22 protein-coding genes and 1 tRNA gene are annotated in these 23,255 nt (G+C 63.6%); 11 read left to right on the top strand and 12 right to left on the bottom strand.

Translation table 11 applies throughout. The features are described from left to right. Nucleotides 1-211 precede the first annotated feature (211 nt). The 3 genes from modA to eda all read right to left on the bottom strand — a co-directional run bounded on the left by modA (nt 212) and on the right by eda (nt 2,265). Nucleotides 212-937: a molybdate ABC transporter substrate-binding protein gene (gene modA, locus A3840_RS13485; protein ID WP_245676623.1), complete on the bottom strand. Its 726-nt coding sequence runs from the start codon at nt 935-937 to the stop codon at nt 212-214. Nucleotides 938-1,008: 71 nt separating this feature from the next. After that, a complete protein-coding gene (locus tag A3840_RS13490; protein ID WP_067457700.1) occupies nt 1,009-1,377 on the bottom strand; it encodes a winged helix-turn-helix domain-containing protein in 369 nt (122 codons plus the stop codon). 252 nt (nt 1,378-1,629) lie between these two features. Next, complete coding sequence (eda, locus tag A3840_RS13495) at nt 1,630-2,265, bottom strand: bifunctional 4-hydroxy-2-oxoglutarate aldolase/2-dehydro-3-deoxy-phosphogluconate aldolase (protein ID WP_067457703.1); 636 nt, start codon at nt 2,263-2,265, stop codon at nt 1,630-1,632. Nucleotides 2,266-2,470: 205 nt separating this feature from the next. Between eda and nadA the strand changes: the two genes are divergently transcribed. Beyond that, nucleotides 2,471-3,538 (top strand): quinolinate synthase NadA, encoded by a 1,068-nt coding sequence (nadA, locus tag A3840_RS13500; RefSeq protein WP_109442331.1) that lies wholly within the window; start codon nt 2,471-2,473, stop codon nt 3,536-3,538. A 56-nt stretch (nt 3,539-3,594) separates the two neighbouring features. On the opposite strand, the gene A3840_RS13505 is transcribed toward nadA, so the two are convergent. After that, nucleotides 3,595-3,972, bottom strand: coding sequence for a RidA family protein (locus A3840_RS13505; protein WP_067457762.1), 378 nt, complete (start codon nt 3,970-3,972; stop codon nt 3,595-3,597). 133 nt (nt 3,973-4,105) lie between these two features. On the opposite strand from A3840_RS13505, the gene A3840_RS13510 reads away from it, so the two are divergent. Continuing rightward, nucleotides 4,106-4,402, top strand: a complete 297-nt coding sequence (locus tag A3840_RS13510) for a GNAT family N-acetyltransferase (protein WP_067457706.1) — start codon at nt 4,106-4,108, stop codon at nt 4,400-4,402. A 4-nt stretch (nt 4,403-4,406) separates the two neighbouring features. On the opposite strand, the gene A3840_RS13515 is transcribed toward A3840_RS13510, so the two are convergent. Continuing rightward, nucleotides 4,407-5,462, bottom strand: a complete 1,056-nt coding sequence (locus A3840_RS13515; RefSeq protein ID WP_082903891.1) for a DUF3298 domain-containing protein — start codon at nt 5,460-5,462, stop codon at nt 4,407-4,409. Nucleotides 5,463-5,556: 94 nt separating this feature from the next. Beyond that, nucleotides 5,557-6,150, bottom strand: a complete 594-nt coding sequence (locus A3840_RS13520; RefSeq protein ID WP_067457766.1) for an alpha/beta hydrolase — start codon at nt 6,148-6,150, stop codon at nt 5,557-5,559. A 144-nt stretch (nt 6,151-6,294) separates the two neighbouring features. Here A3840_RS13520 and A3840_RS13525 point away from each other — a divergent pair, with 144 nt between their 5' ends. Beyond that, nucleotides 6,295-7,689: an L-serine ammonia-lyase gene (locus A3840_RS13525; protein WP_067457712.1), complete on the top strand. Its 1,395-nt coding sequence runs from the start codon at nt 6,295-6,297 to the stop codon at nt 7,687-7,689. On the opposite strand, the gene A3840_RS13530 is transcribed toward A3840_RS13525, so the two are convergent. The 4 genes from A3840_RS13530 to A3840_RS13545 all read right to left on the bottom strand — a co-directional run bounded on the left by A3840_RS13530 (nt 7,670) and on the right by A3840_RS13545 (nt 13,017). Then, nucleotides 7,670-8,185: a hypothetical protein gene (locus A3840_RS13530; RefSeq protein ID WP_131798327.1), complete on the bottom strand. Its 516-nt coding sequence runs from the start codon at nt 8,183-8,185 to the stop codon at nt 7,670-7,672. The two genes, A3840_RS13525 and A3840_RS13530, sit on opposite strands and share 20 nt — an antisense overlap. A gap of 14 nt (nt 8,186-8,199) precedes the next feature. Then, nucleotides 8,200-10,524 (bottom strand): LPS-assembly protein LptD, encoded by a 2,325-nt coding sequence (locus tag A3840_RS13535; protein WP_067457718.1) that lies wholly within the window; start codon nt 10,522-10,524, stop codon nt 8,200-8,202. Nucleotides 10,525-11,005: 481 nt separating this feature from the next. Then, nucleotides 11,006-12,352: a sensor histidine kinase gene (locus tag A3840_RS13540; RefSeq protein ID WP_067457720.1), complete on the bottom strand. Its 1,347-nt coding sequence runs from the start codon at nt 12,350-12,352 to the stop codon at nt 11,006-11,008. Further along, nucleotides 12,349-13,017: a response regulator transcription factor gene (locus tag A3840_RS13545; RefSeq protein ID WP_067457723.1), complete on the bottom strand. Its 669-nt coding sequence runs from the start codon at nt 13,015-13,017 to the stop codon at nt 12,349-12,351. Before A3840_RS13545 ends, A3840_RS13540 begins: the two co-directional genes overlap by 4 nt. Nucleotides 13,018-13,164: 147 nt before the next feature. Between A3840_RS13545 and A3840_RS13550 the strand changes: the two genes are divergently transcribed. The 3 genes from A3840_RS13550 (at nt 13,165) to A3840_RS13560 (ending at nt 18,028) form a co-directional block, all read left to right on the top strand. Then, on the top strand, nt 13,165-14,337 hold the full coding sequence (locus tag A3840_RS13550; RefSeq protein ID WP_067457726.1) for an efflux RND transporter periplasmic adaptor subunit: 1,173 nt from the start codon (nt 13,165-13,167) through the stop codon (nt 14,335-14,337). 3 nt (nt 14,338-14,340) lie between these two features. Further along, a complete protein-coding gene (locus A3840_RS13555) occupies nt 14,341-17,475 on the top strand; it encodes an efflux RND transporter permease subunit (RefSeq protein ID WP_067457728.1) in 3,135 nt (1,044 codons plus the stop codon). Nucleotides 17,476-17,749: 274 nt separating this feature from the next. Then, nucleotides 17,750-18,028, top strand: coding sequence for a hypothetical protein (locus tag A3840_RS13560; RefSeq protein ID WP_067457731.1), 279 nt, complete (start codon nt 17,750-17,752; stop codon nt 18,026-18,028). Nucleotides 18,029-18,243: 215 nt separating this feature from the next. On the opposite strand, the gene A3840_RS13565 is transcribed toward A3840_RS13560, so the two are convergent. Both A3840_RS13565 and A3840_RS13570 read right to left on the bottom strand, forming a co-directional pair. After that, entirely contained in the window at nt 18,244-19,638 is a 1,395-nt protein-coding gene (locus A3840_RS13565) for an efflux transporter outer membrane subunit (protein ID WP_067457734.1), read from the bottom strand. A 147-nt stretch (nt 19,639-19,785) separates the two neighbouring features. Then, nucleotides 19,786-19,862: transfer RNA gene (locus tag A3840_RS13570), tRNA-Met, on the bottom strand. Nucleotides 19,863-20,072: 210 nt separating this feature from the next. Between A3840_RS13570 and A3840_RS13575 the strand changes: the two genes are divergently transcribed. From A3840_RS13575 to A3840_RS13595, 5 genes are all read left to right on the top strand, one after another. Then, nucleotides 20,073-21,110 (top strand): aldo/keto reductase, encoded by a 1,038-nt coding sequence (locus tag A3840_RS13575; RefSeq protein WP_067457737.1) that lies wholly within the window; start codon nt 20,073-20,075, stop codon nt 21,108-21,110. A 63-nt stretch (nt 21,111-21,173) separates the two neighbouring features. Continuing rightward, entirely contained in the window at nt 21,174-21,884 is a 711-nt protein-coding gene (locus A3840_RS13580; RefSeq protein ID WP_067457740.1) for a DUF599 domain-containing protein, read from the top strand. 63 nt (nt 21,885-21,947) lie between these two features. Further along, complete coding sequence (locus tag A3840_RS19110; RefSeq protein WP_082903895.1) at nt 21,948-22,259, top strand: (2Fe-2S)-binding protein; 312 nt, start codon at nt 21,948-21,950, stop codon at nt 22,257-22,259. Then, on the top strand, nt 22,225-22,710 hold the full coding sequence (gene bfr, locus A3840_RS13590; RefSeq protein ID WP_067457769.1) for a bacterioferritin: 486 nt from the start codon (nt 22,225-22,227) through the stop codon (nt 22,708-22,710). The genes A3840_RS19110 and bfr overlap by 35 nt, the downstream gene beginning before the upstream one ends. 73 nt (nt 22,711-22,783) lie before the next feature. After that, complete coding sequence (locus A3840_RS13595; RefSeq protein WP_067457744.1) at nt 22,784-23,194, top strand: VOC family protein; 411 nt, start codon at nt 22,784-22,786, stop codon at nt 23,192-23,194. Nucleotides 23,195-23,255: the final 61 nt, after the last annotated feature.

Genomic DNA, 23,255 nt, shown 5'->3' on the forward strand with positions numbered 1-23,255 from the left:
CTCCCCCTTGAGGGGAGGGAATGAGGGTGGGGGTCCATCAGTGAATAACCAAGCCACCCCTCCCCAGCCCGCCCGTCAAGGGGAGGGGGCCGGGCCGGAAATTGCCGGCGGGCCGCGCCACAAACTGGATGCGGCACCTCCCCCCTTGCGGGGGAGGTTGGGAGGGGGGTGCGGCCGGCAAAATCTATCGGCGCATTAATCCGGACTCTCCTCAAGGCACCGAATATCCCGCCGCCTCGATCACCGCGATGGCCGCATCCGACTGCAAAAACGCCAGGAACTCGACCGCCGCCGGATTGTCCGCCCCTGCCTTCAGCAATACCGCGCCCTGCGCGATCGGGGCATGCAGCGCCGCCGGCACCGGCCAGGTATCGGCCTTGTCCGGCACCTGGCTGGCGGCCACGAAGCCCAGTTCGGCATTGCCGGTTTCGACGAATTGCAAGGTCTGGGAAATATTCTCGCCCCACACCACTTTCGGCTCCACCGCATCGTAGAGCCCCAATGCGGTGAGGGTTTCCAAAGCCGCCTTGCCATAGGGCGCGGCCTGGGGATCGGCTATGGCGATCCGGCTGAAATCGGCTTCCAGCGCCGCCGCGCCATCGCTCAGGTCCCGCCCCGGCCCATAGAGCACCAGCCGCCCCTCCGCATAGACGGAGAACGAGTTCGCCACCGCCAGGCCTTCCACGATCGCCAATTGCGGCCGCTCGACATCGGCGGCAAGGAAGACCCCGAACGGCGCCGCCTGGCTGATCTGGGCATAAAGCTGCCCCGTCGCCCCGAAACTCAGCACCACCTCATGGCCGCTCTCGGCCGTGAACAGGGCCGCCAGGTCCTCGGCCACGGCGGTGAAATTGGCGGCCACCGCCACATTGACGCTCCCGGCAACAGCCGGCAGCGCACTCGTCGCCAACAGGGCGGCAGCAAGCGGAATACGCACCAGGACAATCTCCGATATGTTCCTTCAAACATATCGATGAATGCAAAGCCGCGCCCGCGCAAGCGATATATTCAACTGGAAGTATCGGAAATCGCCCGGCGCAGTGCCGCCACCTCGCCGGCAATGGCGCTTTCGGTCTTGGCCTGCATGGCCCGATAGGCCGCCAGCACCTGCTGCCCCAGCGGCGTCAGCACCGCCCCGCCCTGCCCGGCCCCGCCGCGATTGGCCTCCACCAGCGGCGCCCCGAAGCCGTCATTCAGCGCCTGCACCAGCCCCCAGGCCCTTTTGTAACTCATCCCCATCGCCTTGCCCGCCGCCGCAATCGACCCGCTCCGCGCGATCCCCTCCAGCAAATCCGCCCGCCCCGGCCCGATATAGGCCGTCTCGGAAAGCACGATGCGCAAATGGCCCAGGCCATGTTCAGGAACGGGTTTGGTCATCGCCTCACCTCCAGTCCACTCCACCGGCCGTCACCCTCGGGCCTGACCCGAGAGCTCTGCACCGGGGAGCACATCGGCAGGTCCAAGCGCCAACCGGCTTGGCCATTGCCCCACATCTGGCCCCCTCCACCGATCGTCACCCTCGGGCTTGACCCGAGGGCTCTGCACTGGGGGGCGTATCGGCAGGTTCAGGCCCCTCGGGTCAGGCCCGAGGGTGACGGCCTGCGTGACGGAAGCAGCCCCGCCCAAGGACTACCCCCTGAGCGCGCTCGCCTCTTTCGCCAGCGCCTCGATGCGGGCGAAATCGCTGCTGGCCAGCGCGTCGGCCGGCATGATCCACGACCCGCCCACGCAGATCACATTGGGCAGGGCCAGATAGGTCTTGGCCTTTTCCGCGTCGATCCCGCCGGTCGGGCAGAAGGTGATATCGGGCAGCGGCGAGGCGAAGGCCTTGAGCACCGGCGCGCCGCCCAGGGCCTCGGCCGGGAAGAATTTGAGGAAGGAATAGCCCCGTTCGGTCGCCGCCATGGCCTCGGTCGGCGTGCCGATGCCCGGCAGCAGCGGAATGGCCACGTCCTCGGCAGCGTCGAGCAGGCGCGGCGAGGCGCCCGGCGACACCATGAAGCGGCAGCCCGCATCCACCGAAGCCTTCATATGCCCGCCATTGCGCACCGTGCCCGAGCCGACAATGGCGCCGGTGACCTTGGCCATTTCTTCCATCACCTTGAGCGCATTGGGCGTGCGCAGCGTCACTTCCAGCACCGGCAGGCCGCCGGCCACCAGCGCCTCGGCCAGCGGCCGCGCCTGGGCCACGTCGTCCAGGATGATGACCGGCACCACCGGGGCGAGCGACAGAATGGAGCGAATGGCGTTGGCGTCCTGCGGCATGATCGTCTTCCTTTGCTGGAATTTTGCCCCAGCGTTAGGGGCACAACGAATTTCCTGCAAGGCCGTTCATTGAAATGAAAGCCAAAAATACCTAGGTTCCGCCTCGCGCGCCGAGCGCGCGCCATCGGGCCGGCCCTGCGCGCCGCAAACCGGGCCCGTCGACGGGTTCGGAAAAGCCCGGGACAGCGAGCGGGGGGAGTCCTCAATGGTGCAGATGATCAATGCTTTGACCCCGCTGGCCGAGGCGCGCGCCATCCTGGCCGAGAGCTTCGACCTCAAGTTCTCCAAGGCCATCGAGCGCGAGACCGGGCCGATTTTCGATCGCGTCCGCGACAAGATCCCCGAAATCGAATGGTCCTTCTATGCGCCGCTGATCTTCCAGATCAACCGGCTGAAAAAGGAGAAGGACGCGGTCATTCTCGCCCATAATTACCAGACACCGCAGATTTATCACGGCGTCGCCGACGTGGTGGGCGACAGCCTGCAATTGGCCATCGAGGCCACCAAGGTGAAGCAATCGGTCATCGTGCAATGCGGCGTGCATTTCATGGCCGAGACCAGCAAAATGCTGAACCCGGAAAAGACGGTTCTCATCCCCGACAGCCGCGCCGGCTGCTCGCTGTCCGAATCCATCACCGCCGAGGATGTGCTGGCCATGCGCGCCAAATATCCCGGCGTGCCCGTCGTCACCTATGTCAACACCTCGGCGGCTGTGAAGGCCGTCACCGACGTGTGCTGCACCTCCTCCAACGCGCTCGACATCGTCAATCGCGTCGAGGGCGACACGGTGATGATGATCCCCGATCAATATCTGGCGCAGAACACCGCCAAGAGGACGCACAAGAAGGTCATCACCTGGGCCGGCGCCTGCGAGGTGCACGAGACCTTCACCGCCGACGACATCGCCGAATTGCGCCACGCCTATCCCAGCGCCAAGATCATCGCCCATCCCGAATGCCCGCCCGAGGTCATCGACGCGGTCGATTTCGCCGGCTCCACCGCGGCCATGATCGATTGGGTGAAGAGCACAAAGCCGCCGCGCGTCGTCATGGTCACCGAATGCTCCATGTCCGACAATGTCGCCTCCGAAACCACCGGCGTCGATTTCCTGCGCGGCTGCAATATCTGCCCGCACATGAAGCGCATCAATCTCGAAAACGTCCTCTGGTCGCTCCACACCATGAGCGAGGAAGTGACCATCCCCCTCGACATCATCGGCCCCGCCCGCCAGGCCGTGGAACGCATGATCGAAATGAGCCGCAAGGGCGACTGAGTCTCTCACCTCTCCCTTGGGGGAGAGGTCGGCGCGCAGCGCCGGGTGAGGGGGCCTCAGCCTGGCCGCCGCGCCACCAGGTCGATCTCCACCAGCGCCCCGACCGCCAGGGCCGTCACCCCCACCGTCGTCCGCGCCGGCAATTTGCCCACCTCGAAAAAGCTCGGCCACAAGGCATTGAGCGCCGCGTAATCCCGCTCGAACTGGGTGAGATAGATCCGCGCCATGGTCACGTGTTCGAGCCCCAGCCCGATCCCGCCGAGCACGATTCTGAGATTGTCCACCACCCGCCGCGTCTGCGCCTCGATGCCTTCCGGCAAAGGCGCCTCGGGCGCCGCCGGATCGGTCGGCATCTGCCCGGTGACGAAGACCCAGCCATCGCTTTCCACCGCATGGCTGAACGGCGCCACCGGCCTTGGCCCCGAAGCGATCATGTGGTGAAGAAAATCGCTCATGAAATGTCCCTTTCGTTACGCTCAACGTTAACAGTCTGTTAGCGCGATCGCCCGCTTGCGACGGCGATGCCAAGGCCCCACATTGGTCCTATCGACAACGAGGATTTCCGCCATGGCCGACAAGGATTACCAGATCATCCGCGAGGAAGGCCCGACACGCGGCCGCTATGTCATCCACCTCGCCCCGGGGGCCGAGGCCGAAATGACCTATAGAAAACAAGGCGATGGCCCGATGATCATCGACCATACCGGCGTCCCGCCCACCTATGAAGGCCGCGGCATTGCCCTGCAATTGGTCAAGGCCGCCATTGCCGATGCACGCGAACAGGATTTCAAGATCACGCCCGTCTGCCCCTATGTGGTCGTCCAGTTCCGCCGCCACCCCGAATGGGCCGACCTTCTAGGCTAAACCCTTAAAAACCAAAGCGAATGCTCTCCGAACCCTCGACCATGTAAGGCTCGAGATCGCTCCAGCGCACCCGCGCCTGCGGCGCCCCATAGGCATAGGCCGAGATTTCATAAGGCTGGAACTGGATGACCAGCGCATAGGAATCCGGGAGATCCCAGCGCTCCGGCGCAATGACGACATCGGCGATGGAGCTGGTGTCATCGAGCATCAATGCATCGCCATGCTCGGCCTTCGCCGCCTTGACCGCCAGGTCCAGCAAAGCCGCCTCCCAGCCATCGCCGCTGAACAGGTCCCGCGCCTCCATGAAGCGGCCCTGCTCGGTGAGATAATGCCGGTAGGTGATCCCCCAATTGCCATGGGCCGCGCCATGTCCATACCAATAGGTATTGGCCTTGACGCTGATGCGCCCCGTACCCGCAACCCCTTCCACCGCAAAGGAATTATTGGTGTCGCTGCTGCTGCCGTCATCTTCGGCATCCGGTCCGATCCCGTCCGAAAGCACGGGGGAGGAGAGCCGCGCCTCGTCGCGGATGATATCGTTGAAGGCATGGGCGAAGCCCTCGTCGGCATCGAGCTGGACCCAGGACAATTCATGCCGCGCCACCGGCGACCACGAATCCGGATTGCCGGCTTCATTGGGGTCCGGCAGCGCCTCATAGCGCGCCATCGGGTAGAAGCGCAGCCCCCCGATCATGCGGCTCTGTTCCAGCACCGTGCTGCGGCCGTTGAACAGGTCGACCAGGCAGGTCAGCCCACGCTCGTCATATTCGCCGGACACCATGGGCTTGGCGTCTCGGGTGCAGGCGCGCTGGGCATAGCTCAGCCATTCGCGCTGGCCGGTCCGCACGTCGCCGCGCGCGATTTCCGAAAGCCCGCCCACCGCCGTTTCATAGGTGGCGGCCAGCCGGTCATCGGCGGCGGACAGCTCTTCATTGTTGCAGATGGCCCGCTCGAAGGGCGTTCCGGCCTTGGTGCAATCGAAGCTGGCCGCCAGGGCCACATTGATCGAACCGGGCATGGCCGCAAGGCCAAGGGCGAGAACCGATACCATACGCAACATGAGCAAGCCTCCGCACTGACATGGCCGGCATGATAGCAACGGCCTCCCGCGCCGTCATCCCGCCACGCAATGTCAGCCCGAAAGTCCTGCCCGCTCAGAGAAAACGCTGGATCGCGCTCAACTCGTCCTGGCGGATTTCATGCCCGCCCTCGTGCCAGGCAAGGCTCAGTTCGGCCTTGTTGGCGGTGAAATAATCGGCCAGCGCCTGGCTGGCCGCCGCCGGGGCGATCGGGTCGCGCCGCCCCGCCGTGATCAGTACCTGCCGTCCGGAAAAATCCGCCGCCGGCGGCGCGAAGGGGATGAGCGGATGCATCAGGATCGCCGCATCGAACAGGTCCGGCGCCTGGAACATCACCGAAGCCAGGATATTGGCGCCGTTGGAATAGCCGAGCCCCACGATACGGGCGGGGCGCGTCGTCCCGATCTGCTCCCGGATGAAGCCGGCCATGGCCGTGGTCCGCATCGCCAGGTCGTCCATGTCATAGACGCCCTCCCCGGTCCGGCGGAAATAGCGCAGGGCGCCGTGCTCGCTGACATCGCCGCGCGGCGCCACCCGCCTTGCGCCGGGCAGCAATTGTCCGGCCAGCTCGAAAAACTGGTTTTCGTCCCCGCCCGTGCCATGGAACAGGAAGAAGACCGGGGCGGCCGCATCGGCGCCGTCGGCGGCCCGAAACTGATAATTGGACATCGCATTTCTCCTGGGTTCGGCTTCGATATCGGTCAAGACGCGCCGGTGCGCAATCGCCGACACAGGCCACGCTCTGTTGCCCATTGCGAAACAATCGCGTCTCGCCCGCGATTGCGCAGGCCGCGGCGCCCGCTATGATAGGGCATGTTCCTTTCGGTTTTCGACGTGTTCAAGATCGGCATCGGCCCGTCCAGTTCCCATACGATGGGACCGATGCTGGCCGCCGGCCGCTTTCTCGAAGACCTGGCCAACGGCACCTGGCCGCGTGCCGCGCGCGCCCGGCCCGCCGCCATCACCGCCAGCCTGCACGGCTCGCTCGCCTTTACTGGCATCGGCCATGGCAGCGACCGGGCCGTCATTCTGGGCCTGGCCGGCGCCCATCCGCAGACCGTCGATCCCGACGCCATGGAAACGATCCTTGCCGAAATCGGCCGGACCGGCCTGGTGCATCCGCCCGGCCATCCCGCCTATCGGTTCCGTCCCGCCGTCGACCTGGTCCTCGACAAGACCAATCCCCTGCCGGGCCATCCCAATGGCCTGCAATTCTGCGCCTGGGACGGAGACGGGCAATTGCTGCTGCGGCGGATCTATTATTCCATCGGCGGCGGCTTCGTCCTCACTGCCGAAGAGCTCGAGGCCATGCGCACCGCCTCCCCCGCCGTTCAGGACGTGCCCTGGCCCTTCGCCGATGCGGCCGAAATGCTCGACATGGCGCGCCGCTCGGGCCTGTCCATCGCCGCCATGAAGCGGGCGAACGAGGAAGTCCGCCTGTCGCGCCGCGATCTCGACCACCGCCTCGACGCCATCTGGACCACCATGTCCACCTGCATCGATCGCGGCATCGCCGGCAGCGGCGAATTGCCCGGCGGCCTCCGCGTCCGGCGCCGCGCCGGGGCCATCCATGCGCAATTGGCCGAAAAATGGCAGCGCAACGAGATCGACCCGCTCATGGCCAATGACTGGCTGAGCCTCTTCGCCATGGCGGTGAACGAGGAGAATGCGGCGGGCGGCCGGGTGGTCACCGCCCCCACCAATGGCGCCGCCGGCGTCATTCCCGCGGTGCTGCGCTATGCGGTGCAGTTCAATGCCGGCACCGGGAACGCCGCGATCCGCGATTTCCTGCTGACCGCCGCGGCCATCGGCGGCATCATCAAGCACCGCGCCTCGATTTCGGGCGCCGAGGTCGGCTGCCAGGGTGAAGTCGGCTCGGCCTCCGCCATGGCGGCGGCCGGCCTTTGCGCCATTCTCGGCGGCACGCCCGCCCAGGTCGAAAACGCCGCCGAAATCGCGCTCGAACACCATCTGGGCATGACCTGCGACCCGGTCGGCGGCCTGGTGCAGATCCCCTGCATCGAGCGCAATGCCTTCGGCGCCGTCAAGGCGGTGACCGCCGCCTCGTTGGCCCTCAAGGGCGATGGCACCCATGCCGTGCCGCTCGATGCGTGCATCGAGACCATGCGCCAGACCGGGCACGACATGAGCGAAAAATATAAGGAAACCAGCCTCGGCGGTCTCGCCGTCAACGTGGTTGCGTGCTGACCATGCCCGGGCGATAACCCGCCAGAATGGCCGCTCTCAGCGCCTCGGCCGTGCTTTCGGCCGCCGCTTCGCGTGTTCCCTCCGCCGAGAGCAGGTTGCTGGGGGACAATTTCCCGCCCTGATAGGCGGTCTCGGTAAAGCGGGTGGCGGTAAACAGCGTCTGTTCGTCCTGCACGATGCTGATCGTCGCCTGCACCCCGACATTGACGGGCGTGCCCACGGCAAACGCATCCGAAAGAGCCGCACCGGGCGACGTGCTTCGCGCAACGACCCGCAGCACCGGGTCCCCCGGACCAGCCGCGTTCGGGAAGGCCACGCGCAGCCGGTTGAGGATGACCTGTTCCAGCCGGTTGCTCGGCTCCGCAAAGTTGAACCGCGCCGAGGCCAGGCCGCCGCCCGACATATCGCCATAGACCGGGGAAAAGCTGGTGCAGCCGGCCAGGCTCAGCGTCAGCATGCCACCACCCAGCAAAGCAAGAACACGCCGTCTGCTCATGGACATCTCCTTGCCTAGTTCAGCCAGTTCGACACCGGGACGGCGCCGGAATAGCCTGCTTCGAAGCCCGCCGGCGCCATCAGCCGGAACGTCACCGTGGCGCGCAGGTCGTTGTCGTTGCGATGGGTCGGGCCGGTGCCGGTCAGGTTGGCGGCCATGTTGAGATAGCCGTCATTATAGACGACGCCGCCGCCGGCTTGCAGCCAGGTATTGCCTGCAATGTCCCAATAATAATTGCCCGAAACGGACCAATATTCATCGATGGGCAGCGTCAGCTCCGCCCCCATTTCATGCAGGTCCTTCGGATTGCCGGCCTCGGGCACCGCCTCGGCATAGCGATAATTGATCGCGCCGGTCCAGCCATCATGACGATAGCTCACGCCCAGGCCGGCGCGAGCCAGGCTGAAATCGTCACTGTCGAGCTGCACCTTGCCGCCGAACCGGAAAGCATCGCCCAGCATGCCATAGGCGCCCAGCACCGCGTAGGACGCCGCATCCTCGAGGCCCGATCCCACGCCCGCCTGCTGGCGGTTGGAATCGGCGAAGACATTGGTTCCGGCGAGCTGGAACGACTGCCCGCCCACCAGTTCGAGATAATTGCCGTCATCGAGGCTGGCGAGATAGCGCCCACCGACATTGAGCCGCAGCCCCGTCTCCTGCCGGTCGATGCCGGTAAAGCGGTTATAGCTGAACAGATTGGTGTCATCGAACACCACGCTCTGGGAATCCTCGTTGGTGATGCCCGGCTGCAGGCTCGAGGCCCCGCGATAGACGATCTGCGCAATCGGCTCGACCAGATGCGTCATGCCCGGGCTGCGCGCCACGAGTGGATAGCGCACGTCCAGCGCCGCGATCGGGGTGGCGCCGAAAAGGGTGCCGTCGGCAGGCGGCATGGAGGCCGGATTGAAGACCTGCCCCGTGCCGCGCTCATAATTGGCCGCGTCGATCCGCAGGCCGGCAAAAGGCGTCACCACCGCGCCGCCGACAATCCACTGGTTCTGCCAGCTCGCCTGCGCCATGCCATGCATGCGGGTGCCGGCATAGCCAAGGTCATACCGTGTACCATTATACAGGGTCGAATTTTCGCGCGCCCGATAGATGCCGAGCATCCGCGCCTCGACCTCCACCTGCCCCGCGCCCGGTGCAAGCTGGAAGGTCCGCTCGACACGCAGATTGGGCAATGCCAGGCCCTGCTGGTCTCGCGACTGATCCGTAGAATCGCCGAGCAGGTTGAACTGCTGCAGCCGCGCGTCGATATAGGTGTCCGCCGTCAGATGCGTCGCATAGACCTCGTTGACCGCTGCGCGGCGCGGGCTCAATTGATAATCCTTGAAATAGGCGCTGTCGGAAAAGGCCGCATAGGCGAAGCCCAGCGTCCAGTCGGGCACCGGGCGGAACGAGCCATCCGCCTGCACCGCCCCGCGCCAGTCCTGCCGCGCATCGGGAAAGGTGAAGGCGTCCTTGTCCATCTGGTAAAGGCCCGAAGCCTTGATGCGGAACGAGCCCTGGTCGAAGCGCTGCACCCATTCGGCACCGAGCAGGAAGCCCTGGCGCGACACCAGGGTCGGGGTGAGAATGATGTCGGTCATCCGGGTGGAATAGACCGTCACCGGCACTTCGGCCTTCAGCCCCATCTGTTCCGAATAGGCGAAATTGGGCATGGGCAGCCGGCCAAGGGCCGTGTCGCTGAGATCGGGCAGCCAGAGATAGGGCAGCCAGGCCACGGGCACGCCAAGCAGCGACAGCACCGGCTGTTCGAAGCTGGTCGAACCGTCCTCGCCATTCTGCACCACCTTGGCGGCGCTGATCGACCAGCCGATGCGCCGTCCGTCCTTGCCCACGCATTCCCCGCAGGGCGCATATTCGGCATTGAGCAGGATGGAGCGCAATTCCTGGTCGAAATCGGCGCTGTCCGCGGTCACCCGCGATCCGTCGCGCGCCGTGATGGTCATCGAATCGAGCACCGTGCGCTTGAGCCCGCCGGTCAGCGACAGCGTGGCGCTTTCCGACACATTTCCCGAAGGGTCGGTCACCCGGACATTGCCGACGACATCCATCTCCCCGCTCTCGCGGCGATAGACCAGCTCGTTTCCGGCAATAACATAGCCGCTGACGCGCACCACCACGTCGCCGCGGGCGGTGATGATGTTGCGCACCGAATCGAACACCAGCTCCTCGGCCTCCACCGCCGTGGGGGCGGCCGGGTCGATCGGCGCGGTGAACAGATCAGGCGGCAACAGGCTCTGCGCCTGGACCGGCGCGATAGCGGTCGGGCCAGCGCCCGCCAGCATGGCGAGCGCAATCCAGCCCAGACTTATGTGGCGGTGGATCAGCCTCAAGAAAACCCGCCTCTCTTGCCCTCAACCCTCAAGGGACGGGAAAAAAACACCGCTCTGCGCCAGAACTCGAACACAAACCGCTCCCCCGCGCGCCAGCGGACTAACTCGGATCGATAAATTACCGCTCAATCTAACACCGGGCAATGAACAATATGCAAACCAGGCCCCGCCGCCCCCCGCTGCGGCCAAAGCGCCACAGGCATCAAAGGAAAAGCTGGGCGAACCCGCTGAGTTCGCTGGGCCGGCGACAAGCTGGTGCGCGAAGCGCTGATAACCCCTGGCGGAAAGGAAGCCACAGACGCGGTGGACCTGGCGCGAGAGCCTATAGCGGAGACGTTGTTTGCCAATTGGAACAGCCGCCACCTAGCGATCGCACCGATTCTACCGGCTCCTTGCCAGATCGATTTCGCTCCTCGGACAACCGGCAGGTTGTTTGTCTTACTGCCGTCCGGGAACGTGATGGCGGCACTGGGCTTGGGCCTCACAATACGAGAGGCAGCGATATCTCGAATAGCGCGCCGCCTCCGGGGGCATCCTCCACCGTGATCTTACCATGGTGACGAGTGACAATATCCCGAACCAGATTGAGCCCAAGTCCGGCCCCGTGATCGAGCGGCCTGACCCGATTGAAGGGTTCAAAGATCGACTCACGATGTTCTGCCGCGATGCCTGGACCGGAATCGGCCACACTCAGCGAGCCATCGCGGCCCACCGCGACCCGGACAGCGGCTTTGTCGCCACCGTGGACTATGGCGTTCTGGATGAGATTGACGATGGCCCGGGAGAGCGAAACGGCGTCCCCGGTCACGGTGACGTCGTCGACTTCGGCATCGAAGGAAATCTCACCCCCGGCCGTGATCGCCAGGGGCGCCATGTCCGAAGTGACCTGAGCGGCCAAATCAACAAGGTTGACTGGCACAAAGACCGTAAGATCTGCATCAAGTCGTTGCAGGTCGAGCAATTGGTTGGCCAGATTGGCCAGGCGCGCCACGTCCAGCATCAGCCGGCTACGTTCACTGTCATCGGGCAGGAGTTCGATTCTCGTCTGCAATATGGCTATGGGGGTGCGCAGTTCATGGGCCGCATCGGCAAGAAATCGCTGTCGCCGTTCCATGCCATCGTCGAGGCGCTGCAAGGCGGCGTTGACGGCCGCCACCAGGGAGTGGAGTTCCTCGGGCACATGCGCCGATGACAGACGAACGCCACGCTGGTCCACGTCGATCTTGTCGGCTTCGGCCGCGACGTGGTCCAGGCCACTTAATTGACGAGTAACGACCATTGGAATGACAAGAAACGACCCCAGCGTCAGAAACGACAGCAAACTAAGGAACACGGGGTCCCCAAAGCTTGTGAAAAACGTCTTGAACCCAATCTTGGGCCCGCCTCCAGTAATGATCCAGAGCGTTCCTGCATCACTTTCCCCCCGCCGCACGAGGGCATTGGATTGCTCGGGCTGGCCGATATCGGCAATGTTGGCGGAGTTGATACGGGGAAGATCGTCCAGCAGCTCTTCAACATTCTCGGGAATGTTTCCCATCTGCACCGAATTGCCATTGATGTCAGTGGCGTAGAACCAGAAACTGGGATACTCGGCGGCCTTTGCCTTGAAGCCTTCGTCAAGCACGAGATCAAGGCCGCCTGCCGCGTTGCGCTGGATGGACTCGGCGATGTGCTCGATGAAGACGTCGTCCAATCCCTGCTCGTCCCGGATCAGTGCAGTGACCGGAATAGCTGCCAGGCTGGTAAAAGCAATCAACACCGTTGCTTGCATCGCCACCATGCGCCAGGTCAGCCGAGCCCGCAGCGACGGAGAGTTCCAGGGCTTCATGATGTGGCTCGCAGCAGATAGCCCAGTCCGCGAATGGCGTGGATTTCGATCCCCGCCCCGTCGAGCTTGCGCCGCAGCCGCGAAATATGGGCCTCGAGCGAATTGGACGCGATCTCATCGTCATAGCCATAGACCGCTTCTTCCAGCGCGGTGCGGGACACAGTTCTGCCCGACCGCCGCACCAGGATTTCGAGGGCCAGCAATTCGCGGCGCGTGAGGTTCAGCGGCTTGTCGGCCACCTCGGCCTGCCGCTCGGTCAGGTTGAACCGCAATTGTCCTACCTTGACCATGCTCTCCCCGATCTGGGCGGGACGGCGCATCACGGCGCGCAAGCGCGCCAGTAGCTCGTCGGTGGAGAAGGGCTTGGGCAGGTAGTCGTCGGCGCCATGGTCCAGACCGGCAACGCGATGGTCTGGCGATCCGAGCGCCGACAGCACAATGATGGGCAAACCGGCTTGCTCCCGCCGGAATAGCGGGATCAGCGACAGACCATCGCCGTCGGGCAGCTTTCGATCGAGCAGCACCGCGTCATGTACCCTGCTACGGCAGGCCTCTTGCGCTATTTCAAGTGTACGGGCGTGATCCACCACGATGTCGTGGCGGCTGAGTGCCGCGGTCAGGGCCGCAACCATATTCATTTCGTCTTCGACCAGCAAAATGCGCATGTGATATTCCTGCTCGTTTTTTCGTCAGTCTAGGGACAGACATTGCGGCTGCCTTGCGTTGGCGCGCAACGTTGGCGCAATCCAGCAAGATCATTGCATGGTTCACAGGCCGGTGCTCGGCCATTCCCCGATCCATGCGAGGTTTCGATGAACGCGTCCGAGAACACCGCCGACAAGGTTTCCTCTACCGCCAAAGGCCAAAGGGGCCGATGGTTCTGGCCGGCCGTCATGCTGGCGCTGGCGACCGGCGTCGCATCGGTGCTGCTGGTCAACCAAATTCCACCCGCCCCCGCCGCCGCAATAGACGCTCCAGCGACGCCGCGTGCGATGCGGCTGCACCCTGTGGAACTGGTCACGGCACAACCACAACGCATCGAAGACCTGGTCAGGGTAACTGGCACGATCCATCCGGTGCAGGAAGCCGCCATAGCCGCCCAGGTCACCGGGCTGGCCGAGACGGTGGCGGTGCGACCGGGGGATTATGTCGACGCCGGGCAGTTGCTCGTCGAGGTCGGAACCACCGATCTGCAACTGCAACTCGATCAGCAGCGCAGCACCATGGCGTCGAGCATCGTGCAATTGCGGGCCGCCGAGGCAACGCTCGCGCGGACCCGGTTATTGGCCGACCAAGGGCTCGCGGCGCAGACCACGCTTGACGCGGCGCAGGCCGAAGTCGACCAACTTGCCGCGACCATCGCCACCCAGCAAAGCCAGGTGGCTCTTGCCGAGGCCAACCTGCTGCGCGCCCGGGTCATGGCGCCGTTCTCGGGCACGGTCGCATCCCGCGATATCGAGCCCGGCCAGATCGTGAACCCTGGCACCACAATGGTGTCGATCGTGGATCTGTCCGCCGTTCGCGTCGAAGTCGTCGCGGCGCTCAAGCATTCGGCGCGCATTGCCGTCGGCCAACCAGTTCGCCTTGTGGTGCAGGGCCTGGAAGGACGATCATTCACCGGCATCGTCGATCGTGTCAGCCCGATAGCCGAAGCTGGGACGCGATCGGTCAAGATCTTTCTCAACCTGGATAACCCCGAAGGTGTCCTGCGCGGCGGCATGTTCGTCACCGGCGAGATCGTGGTGCAGGAGCAGGACGACGTCATCGCGCTGCCCGCGAACGCAATCCATACGCGGGACGATGCGTCCTATGTGCTGGCTGTCGTCGATGGCGTGCTTCATGAGCGCCCGATCGAGACCGGCACGGCATGGCCGTCAACCGCGCTGGTTGAGGCGCGGTCCGGCATTGCCGCAGGCGATGTCGTCGTCGGTACCAGCCTTTCTGGCCTTGCAGACGGCGTGTCCGTCGTGATCGAGGGGAACTGAGCGATGTTCCTGACCTCCATCAGCGTCCGGCATCCCGTCTTTGCCACCATGGTCATGGTGGCCATACTGGTCTTCGGCATCTCGGCCTATCGCAGCCTGCCTATCGAGCAATATCCCGACATCGAGTTTCCCGTCGTTGCGGTGCTGACGCCCTATACCGGCGCGTCCCCGGAAGCGGTCGAGACCAAGATCACCCAGCCCATCGAGGAAGCGGTCAACACCGTCAACGGCATCGAAAGGGTCACCTCCACCTCCAGTACCGGCCATTCGACGGTCGTGGTCGAGTTCAGCCTGGGAACGGATCTGGCCGCCGCCGCCCAGGATGTGCGCGATCAGTTGGCTGCGATTGCCCACGATCTGCCCGACTCTGCCGATACCAGCCAGGTGCTGCGGTATAATCCCACTGCTACTCCCATCATGTCGCTGGTCCTCAGCAGCCAGACGCGGTCGATACCCGAACTCACCACTCTGGCGGAGGACATTGTCAAACCCGCGCTTACCGCGATTGCCGGCGTGGGCAGTGCCGCCGTGGTCGGGGCAATCCATGATCAGGTGAATGTCGCGGTCGACCCGGATTTGCTCAACGCCTTCGGCATCGGCATCGGCGACGTCGTCGCGGCCCTGCAGCAGGACAACCAGACCCTGCCCAGCGGATCCATCGTGAACGGATTGCTCGTGCACTCCGTTCATCTCAACGCCGAAGTGGCCTCACTGGAAGGATTCCGCGACGTGGTTGTTGCCCGTCATGGCGGCGAGGACGTCACGATCGGCGATGTGGCGACCGTGACCCTGGGGCTGCCCGACACCGATGGCTTCGCGTTCCGCAATGGCGAACAGGCCCTGGCCATCGACGTGGTCAAGATCAAGGGCGGCAATACCGTCGCCATTTCGCATGCGGCGGAGGCCGCAGTCTCCCAATTGAACGCAGGTGGCGGCCTGCCGGAAGACGTGGTCGTCGATGTGCTGCTGAATTCGGCAGAGCCCATCGAGCATAATTTCGAGACCGTTCAGGCCACCCTGATAGAGGGCGCGGCACTCGCCGTGATGATCGTCTTCCTGTTCCTCAATTCCTGGCGCTCGACCATCATAACCGGGCTCACCCTGCCCATCTCCATCATCGGCACCCTGACCGTGATCAGCCTGCTCGGCTTCACGCTCAACATGATGACCATGCTGGCGCTGACCCTGTCGGTCGGCATCCTGATCGATGACGCCATTGTTGTGCGCGAGAACATCACCCGTCACCTGCATATGGGCAAGTCCCACATCCAGGCGGCCCTCGATGGCACCGGAGAGATCGGGCTGGCGGTGCTGGCCACCACGCTGTCCATCGTTGCGGTGTTCCTGCCGCTTGCCTTCATGGACGGGATTGTCGGCCGCTTCTTCATGCAGTTCGGCATCACGGTGTCGGTCGCCGTGCTGATTTCGCTCTTTGTCAGCTTCACGCTCGACCCTATGCTTTCAAGCGTCTGGTACGATCCGGACTCCCAGCCCGGGGCGAAGCGCGGCCCCGTCGGCCGGCTCGTCGGCCTCTTCGACACCGGCTTTGAAAAGCTCGCCCATGTCTATCGCGGTGTGCTGGGTTGGTCGCTGCGGCACAGGATCATCACCATGCTCGTGGCGCTGATGTCCTTCGGCAGCAGCTTTTTGCTGTTCCCGATGGTCGGCACGGAATTCATACCCTCCTCGGACAACAGCCAGATACAGGTCGACGTCGAAACCCCTGCCGGCTCTTCGGCCGACTATACGGCGATCAAGGCCCGGCAGGTCGTGTCCCTGCTCGCGGCCATGCCCGAGGTCGAAAGCACCTATGCCAGCATCAATGCTGGCAGTGCCGCCGGCGAGAACCGCTCAATTATTGCCGTCACCCTGGTCGACCCGGGCGAGCGCGAGAACACGGCGCAGGAGATGACGGCTTCTATCCGCGAGGCGCTGCGGTCCATTCCCGGTGCTGATTTTGTGGTGACTCCCGGTGGTGGCATCGGCGGCATCGACAGTCCTATCCAACTGAAACTTCAGGGCGAAAATCTCGACGACCTTGCATCCGCCGCAGCCCAGGTCAGGGAGGGAATGGCAGTCATACCCGGCGTGGTCGATATCAAGCTGAATCTGCAACAGGCGCAGCCATTACTCGATATTGTCCTGAACCGGCAGGCTGCCAGCGATCTGGGCGTCGGTGTGGAGGCCACTGGTTTCGCCCTGCGCGCCATGCTGGGTGGGGCCACCGTTTCGGAATGGAACGATGCCACGGGCGACCAGCTCGATGTCGTGGTGCGCCTCCCGGCTGACATGCGGCAGAGCATCGACGCCATCGCCAACCTGCCCATCGCCCAAAGCCAGACCGAAATACCGGTCGCCATTCCGCTTCACCAGGTCGCGGAAATCCGGCCGACCCTGGGACCCAGTGAGATCCATCGGGAAGACCTTTCTCGTCAGGTCACCATTACGGCCAATATCGAGGGCGGCGTTCTGGGAGATGTGACCAGCCAGATCGATGCTGCCATGGCCGCGCTCGACCTGCCCGCCGGCGTGCGCGTGGACCAGGGCGGAGACGGGGAGCAATTGGACCAGACGATCGTCGCCATGGGCTCGGCGCTGATGCTGGCGGTCATCTTCATCTACCTGGTTCTCGCCAGCCAGTTCGGCAGTTTCCTGCAGCCGTTCGCGATCATGATGGCTCTGCCGATGTCGCTGGTCGGGGTCATGCTGGGCCTGCTGGTCGGCGGGTCGACCCTGAACATGTACTCTATGATTGGCTTCGTCATGCTGATGGGTCTGGTCGTCAAGAACGCCATCCTGCTGGTCGACAATGCCAATCAGCACCACCGCGAGGGCGCAAGTCTTGTCGACGCCTTGATCGAGGCTGGCGGTACGCGCTTCCGCCCCATCATCATGACCACGCTGGCCATGATATTCGGCATGATGCCACTGGGGCTCGCCCTTCACGAAGGAAGCGACCAAAGCGCGCCCATGGCTCATGCAGTGATCGGCGGGCTCATCAGTTCGACACTGCTGACGCTGGTGGTTGTGCCGGTCATGCTGACCTATGTGGATGCTCTTTCGCGCTTCCTCGCCCGCGTCCTGCCACGAGCACCTGACCAGCACGAAAATCCGCCTTCCGTGCTGGCCGACATCTGACGCTGCCTCTCCACGGCGTCAACAGCGCGGCACCCACCGATCTCGGTGGGTGCCGTCGCTTTGTGGTTCATCGGCTTCCCCGAAGCTCAGATGGACGCAGGATGTCGATCAAGCCGATTTCCCCGCACGCTTCTGTCGCGCTCAATACCGCCGTCGCGGCGGCTCGGAAGCGATTTCACTTTACCTCTAACTATCTGAAATAAACAAAACTTGCAATGTTCGGATAATGGAAACGGGCGAATTTAGCGGTGTTCAATTCACAAGGAAGACCCAAATGAAACATGTACTCGTCGCCGCTATCGCATCCGCCATTGCTCTGGTTGGTTTCAGCGTCGCTCCCACCTTCGCCAACGACGACGACAATGAGGACACCATTGGAGGCCGCTCAATATTCGCCATCGAAAGCGCTCTGCGCGACAATGGCGTGGTCACCTCGGGCATCGAAGAATGGGGCGGCCTGATCCGCGCCTGGGTCCCGAACGCCAATGGCGGCACCAGCATGCTGTTCTTCGACGCAGACACGCTCCAGCCGGTACGGCCCTGGCAGAATTAGCGGTCAGGCGCATCGCACGCCACCCGCACCGCCGCCTGAAGCACCACGACGATCCGCCAAGGGGCCGGTTGTGGAGCCCCAGGCGGCGAAGCCGTCACGACACCATGTTCCCGATGGCGGCACTCAGGCGCGCTGCTCCGGTTCGTGCCCGCATGGTGCTGCAGATACAGCTCGACCCGCACGGACCGCAGGCGGCATCGTCACCTTTTTTGCAATCAGTTCACGGAAAGGGACATCACTCCGCCCCCTATGGCAACGTTTAGAATCACGAAATCTTTTGCATATTGCAGCGTGGCGGCGGCGACTTCTCCTCGAGCGTCGAATAGCCCGCGTTCAGCATTCAACACGTCTAGAATTTGTCCTTCGCCAGTTTCGTAACTAAACCTTGCAAGTTCCAGCTGCTTCGTCGCGCTGTCCTTGAGCTTGTTTGCCGCATCAAGACTTCGAGCGTCACGCCGGAGGGCAGCGAGCGCGTTTTCCGCCTCCTCGATGGCGGACCTGACGGTGGACTGCCATCCAATATAGGCCTGCTCCACACGAGACAAAGCCACCTGGTGATTGGCGCGAGATGCGCCGCCGTCCAGGAAGGGCAGATTGAGTGTGGGACCAAAGCTCCAGCCGGACGTCGTTCCCGCTGCCAACTGAACGATGTTGATACTGCCGCCAAGGCTTATCGACGGATAGAGTTGAGCTTCAGCGATCCCGGCTTCGGCCCAGGCGGCAAGGAGAACCCGCTCGGCGCGCTGTATATCGGGACGTTGACGAATTAGGTCTGCCGGCACACCCGCATTCACTCGAAGTCGCGGCCAGGGCTGGGGGGCGCCCCTTTCCAGTCCCACACGAATTTGCTCCGTCGACTGAGCCGTGAGCGTTGCCAGCCTGTTGAGCTCCCTGACGAACCCCATCTCCAATGCTGGCATCTGCAATGTGGTCGCATCGAGAGCGCTTTGAGCTTGCAGGACATCGAGTTGGGAGCCCGCCCCGATCTGCAGCAATCTGTTGGTCAGATCCAGGGTTTCCTGCCTGGTTGCCAAATTCAGTCGGGTGAGAGCAAGTAGCTCCTGATAGTATCGCAGTTCGATGTAGGCGAGCGTCACCTCCGACAAGAACGTAAGCCTGGCCGCGTCGGCGGAGAGATGGGCCGCCTCGATATTGGCCACGGCCGCACGTTGCGCGTTGGCACCCTGCCCGAAGAGATCGATGAGCCACGAGGCATTTCCCGCATGGGTGACGGAAGACGCCGCCGCGCCATCGCCTTGCTGTTCGACAGCGCCTGCGACGGAGCCGAACACCATCGGGCGAAGTCCCGAACCGGCGCCGATCCGGGCGGAATTGGCCTCGTTGATCAGCTCGACGGCCTGCGCAATATCGAGATTTTGCTGGAGACCGCGCTCAATCAATGCGTTGAGATGTGCGTCCCGGAAGGAAAGCCACCATCTGTTCATGGCGTTATCGGCAGGCCGGGCTGGCGCGGCGGAAAACGATGCAGGCACCGCCATCGTCGGCACTTGCGGCGCCGAGAGGGAAACGCATCCTGCCAATATGCCGACGAGTGGCAGCGCAGCAAATCTGAGGCCCGGGCTTCGGAAATAGCTAAGGCGGTCTTTCATGCGCTTGGTCCCAGTCCAGGTATGGCGAAAATCCATCACCTAGTCGGGTGCCAACATTGCGCTGACATTACGCTGCGCCGTCTCGTAGCGAGCTGCATGGGCACAAAGGAAAACCCCAGCTAAGCTTTTCGCTTAACTGGGGTTCTTTGGTTGCGGGAGCAGGATTTGAACCTGCGACCTTCAGGTTATGAGCCTGACGAGCTACCGGGCTGCTCCATCCCGCGTCAACCACTGCGCCGCGGCGCCGTGTGAGGGCTATATAGGGGGTGGCGCCGAAGACCTCAACCCCTTGCGACGGTTTTTTGACAGCCTGGGGAAAGCGGCGCGCCGGACACCTGGATCATCGGCAAATGCCGCTGAAACCCTTCCCAGCAAAATCAGGCTGGTCTAGGGTCCCCTCCGTTTCCCCGACGCCCTATCACGGAATTTTCTCTATGCAATTCAAGACGCTCGGCCGTACGGATCTCGAGGTCACCGATATCTGCCTTGGCACCATGACCTGGGGCAGCCAGAACAGCGAGGCCGAAGGCCATGCCCAGATCGCCATGGCCCGCGATGCCGGCATCAATTTCATGGATACCGCCGAAGTCTATGCCGTGCCGGGCAGTCCCCAGACCAGCGGCCGCACCGAAACCATCATCGGCAATTGGTTCGCCGCCCAGGGCGACCGCGACAAATGGGTCCTGGCCACCAAGATCGTCGGCGGCGGCAATGCCCATATCCGCAATGGCGACAAGCCCGACCGCCATTCGGTGCGCGCGGCCCTGGAAGGCAGCCTCCGGCGCCTCCAGACCGATTATGTCGATCTCTACCAGATCCACTGGGCCAGCCGCGGCCATTACAATTTCGAGAATTACTGGACCTACGCGCCCCACACCCAGGACAAGGATGGCGCGCTGACCAATATGGCCGAAGTGCTCGAAACGCTGGGCGATCTCGTCAAGGAAGGCAAGATCCGCCATATCGGCCTGTCGAACGAGACCACCTGGGGCATTGCCCAATGGCTGCGCCTCGCCGAGGCCGGCGGCCTGCCCCGCGTGGTCTCGGTGCAGAACGAATATAGCCTCGTCCGCCGCATCTTCGATCACGACCTGGCCGAATTGAGCCATTACGAGCAGGTGGGCCTGCTGGCCTATTCGCCCCTGGCCGGCGGCCTTCTGACCGGCAAATATTTCGACGGCGCCACGCCCAGGGGGAGCCGCAAGGATTACCAGAACGGCTTCTGGCGGCTGAACCCGCATTCCGAGCGCGCCACCCGCGATTATCACGCCGTAGCCGCCCGCCATGGCCTCGACCCGGTCCATATGGCCATCGCCTTCTGCCGCAGCCGCCCCTTCATGGCCTCGACCATTATCGGCGCCACCAGCACCGACCAATTGCGCCATGTGCTCGATGCGGCCGAGCTGACGCTCTCCGCGCCGGTCCTGGCCGATATCGATGCCGTCTACCGCGCCAATCCGCGCCCCATCTGAGAGCAGTGGTCAAATCCCGGCGCGGCGATATAGTCATGTCCATCGCTGCGCCGGGAGCTGCCCTTGTCCACTTTTCTCACCTCCATCTTCCCGCTTCTGGCCTATCTCGCCTATAACGTGATCGTGCCGCAGGTCGAAAAGCTGCGGCCCTCCCTCTCGGTCATCATGAACATGCAGCGCCGCCGCTGGGTGGCCAATGCCACCCGGCGCGAGAGCCCCTTCGACGCCATTCTCTCGGGCAATATCATGGGATCGGTCAGCTTCCTGGCTTCCACCTCGGCCCTGCTGGTCCTGGCGGTCTTCGCCGTGTTCGGGCAATTGCCGGCCCTGATGGAGGCGCTCGATTCCCTGTCGCTGGAGCGGACCTATACAATTTTGGACGTGCAGATCCATCTCGGCGTCATGCTGACCATGTTCGTCTTCGCCTTCTTCGCCTTCACCCTGTCGCTGCGCCAGTTCAATCATTTCTGCATCATGCTCGGCGCGCTCGATCATGACCGGGTGACCAGCGACGAGGAAATCGAAGCCATTGCCCGCATGAACGCGCTGGGCGCCAAGAATTTCAATTCCGGCATCCGCGCCTATTATTTCTCCATCGCCACCGTGGCCTGGTTCGTGTCCGAATGGGTCGGCGTCGCCGTCTGCCTGGCCACGGTGCTGATCCTGGCCCATCGCGAATTCTTTTCCTCGGCCCATCGCACCGCCGCTTCGGCCGCCGTCATCGCCGCCCGGCAGCGCGGCGAGATACGCACGCCGCAACGTGACAATTTATGACGTTGACATTCAGGAATGGCAGGCGTTTATTCCGCCGCGTTGAGATCCCATTCCGGCCCCGCCATGCTTGTCTGCCAGTGCAATATGATCAGCTCCAAGGAGATCGAGGACATCGTGCTCGATCTGCTCAAGGCCGATCCGTGGCAGCTCGTGGTGCCCGCCAAGGTCTATGCCGAACTGAACCGTCGCGCGAAATGCTCCGGCTGCGTGCCGAATGTGGTGGACATAATCGTGCGGGTCACAGAAAACTACCACGCACAGCAAGCCCTCGAGCCCGCTGAGCTGGTGAACATCCAGTCCGGGCTCGAAAAGCTCAAAAAGCAACGGATTGGAGTACGTCGTGAAAGGCGAAGCACAAGTCATCGAGCGGCTTAACGAGGCCCTGTTCCTCGAGCTCGGCGCGGTCAACCAATATTGGGTGCATTTCCGGCTCCTCGACGATTGGGGCTATAAGCGCCTGGCCAGCAAGGAGCGCGCCGAATCCATCGAGGAGATGCACCACGCCGACAAGCTCATCGAGCGCATCATCTTCCTCGAAGGCCATCCCAACCTGCAGCGCGTCGCCCCGCTGCGCATCGGCCAGACCATCAAGGAAGTGCTCGAAGCCGATCTCGCCGGCGAATACGATGCCCGCGCCGCCTACAAGGCCAGCCGCGAGCTGTGCGAAGAGCTTGGAGATTACGTCTCCAAGAACCTGTTCGAGGAATTGCTGGCCGACGAGGAAGGCCATATCGACTTCCTCGAAACCCAGCTCGAACTGCTCGAAAAGATCGGGCCGGAAAAATACGGCCAGCTCAACTCGGCCCCCGCCGACGAAGCCGAATAATCTGCTGACGCTTTCAGACAACCGCCCGGAACATCATCCGGGCGGTTTCGTTTTGGCTTTGAGGAGAGATGCGATGGAATTCCATACGGGCCGATTGATCGACCATGTCCACCTGCGGGCCCGCAATGTCGCCAATAGCCGCTATTTCTATGAAACGGCGCTGGCGGTCCTGGGCATCGGCGTCACCGCCAAGGGCGAAGGCTGGTTCCAGATCGATGAATTGTTCGTGGACGCGGCCGACGCCAGGACCCCGCCCACCCATGTCCATCTGGCCTTCCAGGCCAGGGACCGCGACGCCGTCGACGCCTTCTACAAGGCCGCCCTCTCCGCCGGCGGCACCGATAACGGCGCCCCGGGCGAGCGGCATTATCACCCCGGCTATTACGCCTGCTTCGTGCTCGATCCGGACGGCAACAATATCGAAGCCGTGTTCCACGGCCCCAACACCCGCTCGGCCCCCTCGGTCCTGATCACCCCGGTCTAGAACCCGGTCCGATGAGAAGCCGCCGGCATATGCCGTATGCCCCTCCGACCTCCCCCTTGAC

It is taken from the genome of Devosia elaeis (genome assembly GCF_001650025.1).
Taxonomy (GTDB): Bacteria; Pseudomonadota; Alphaproteobacteria; order Rhizobiales; family Devosiaceae; genus Devosia; species Devosia elaeis.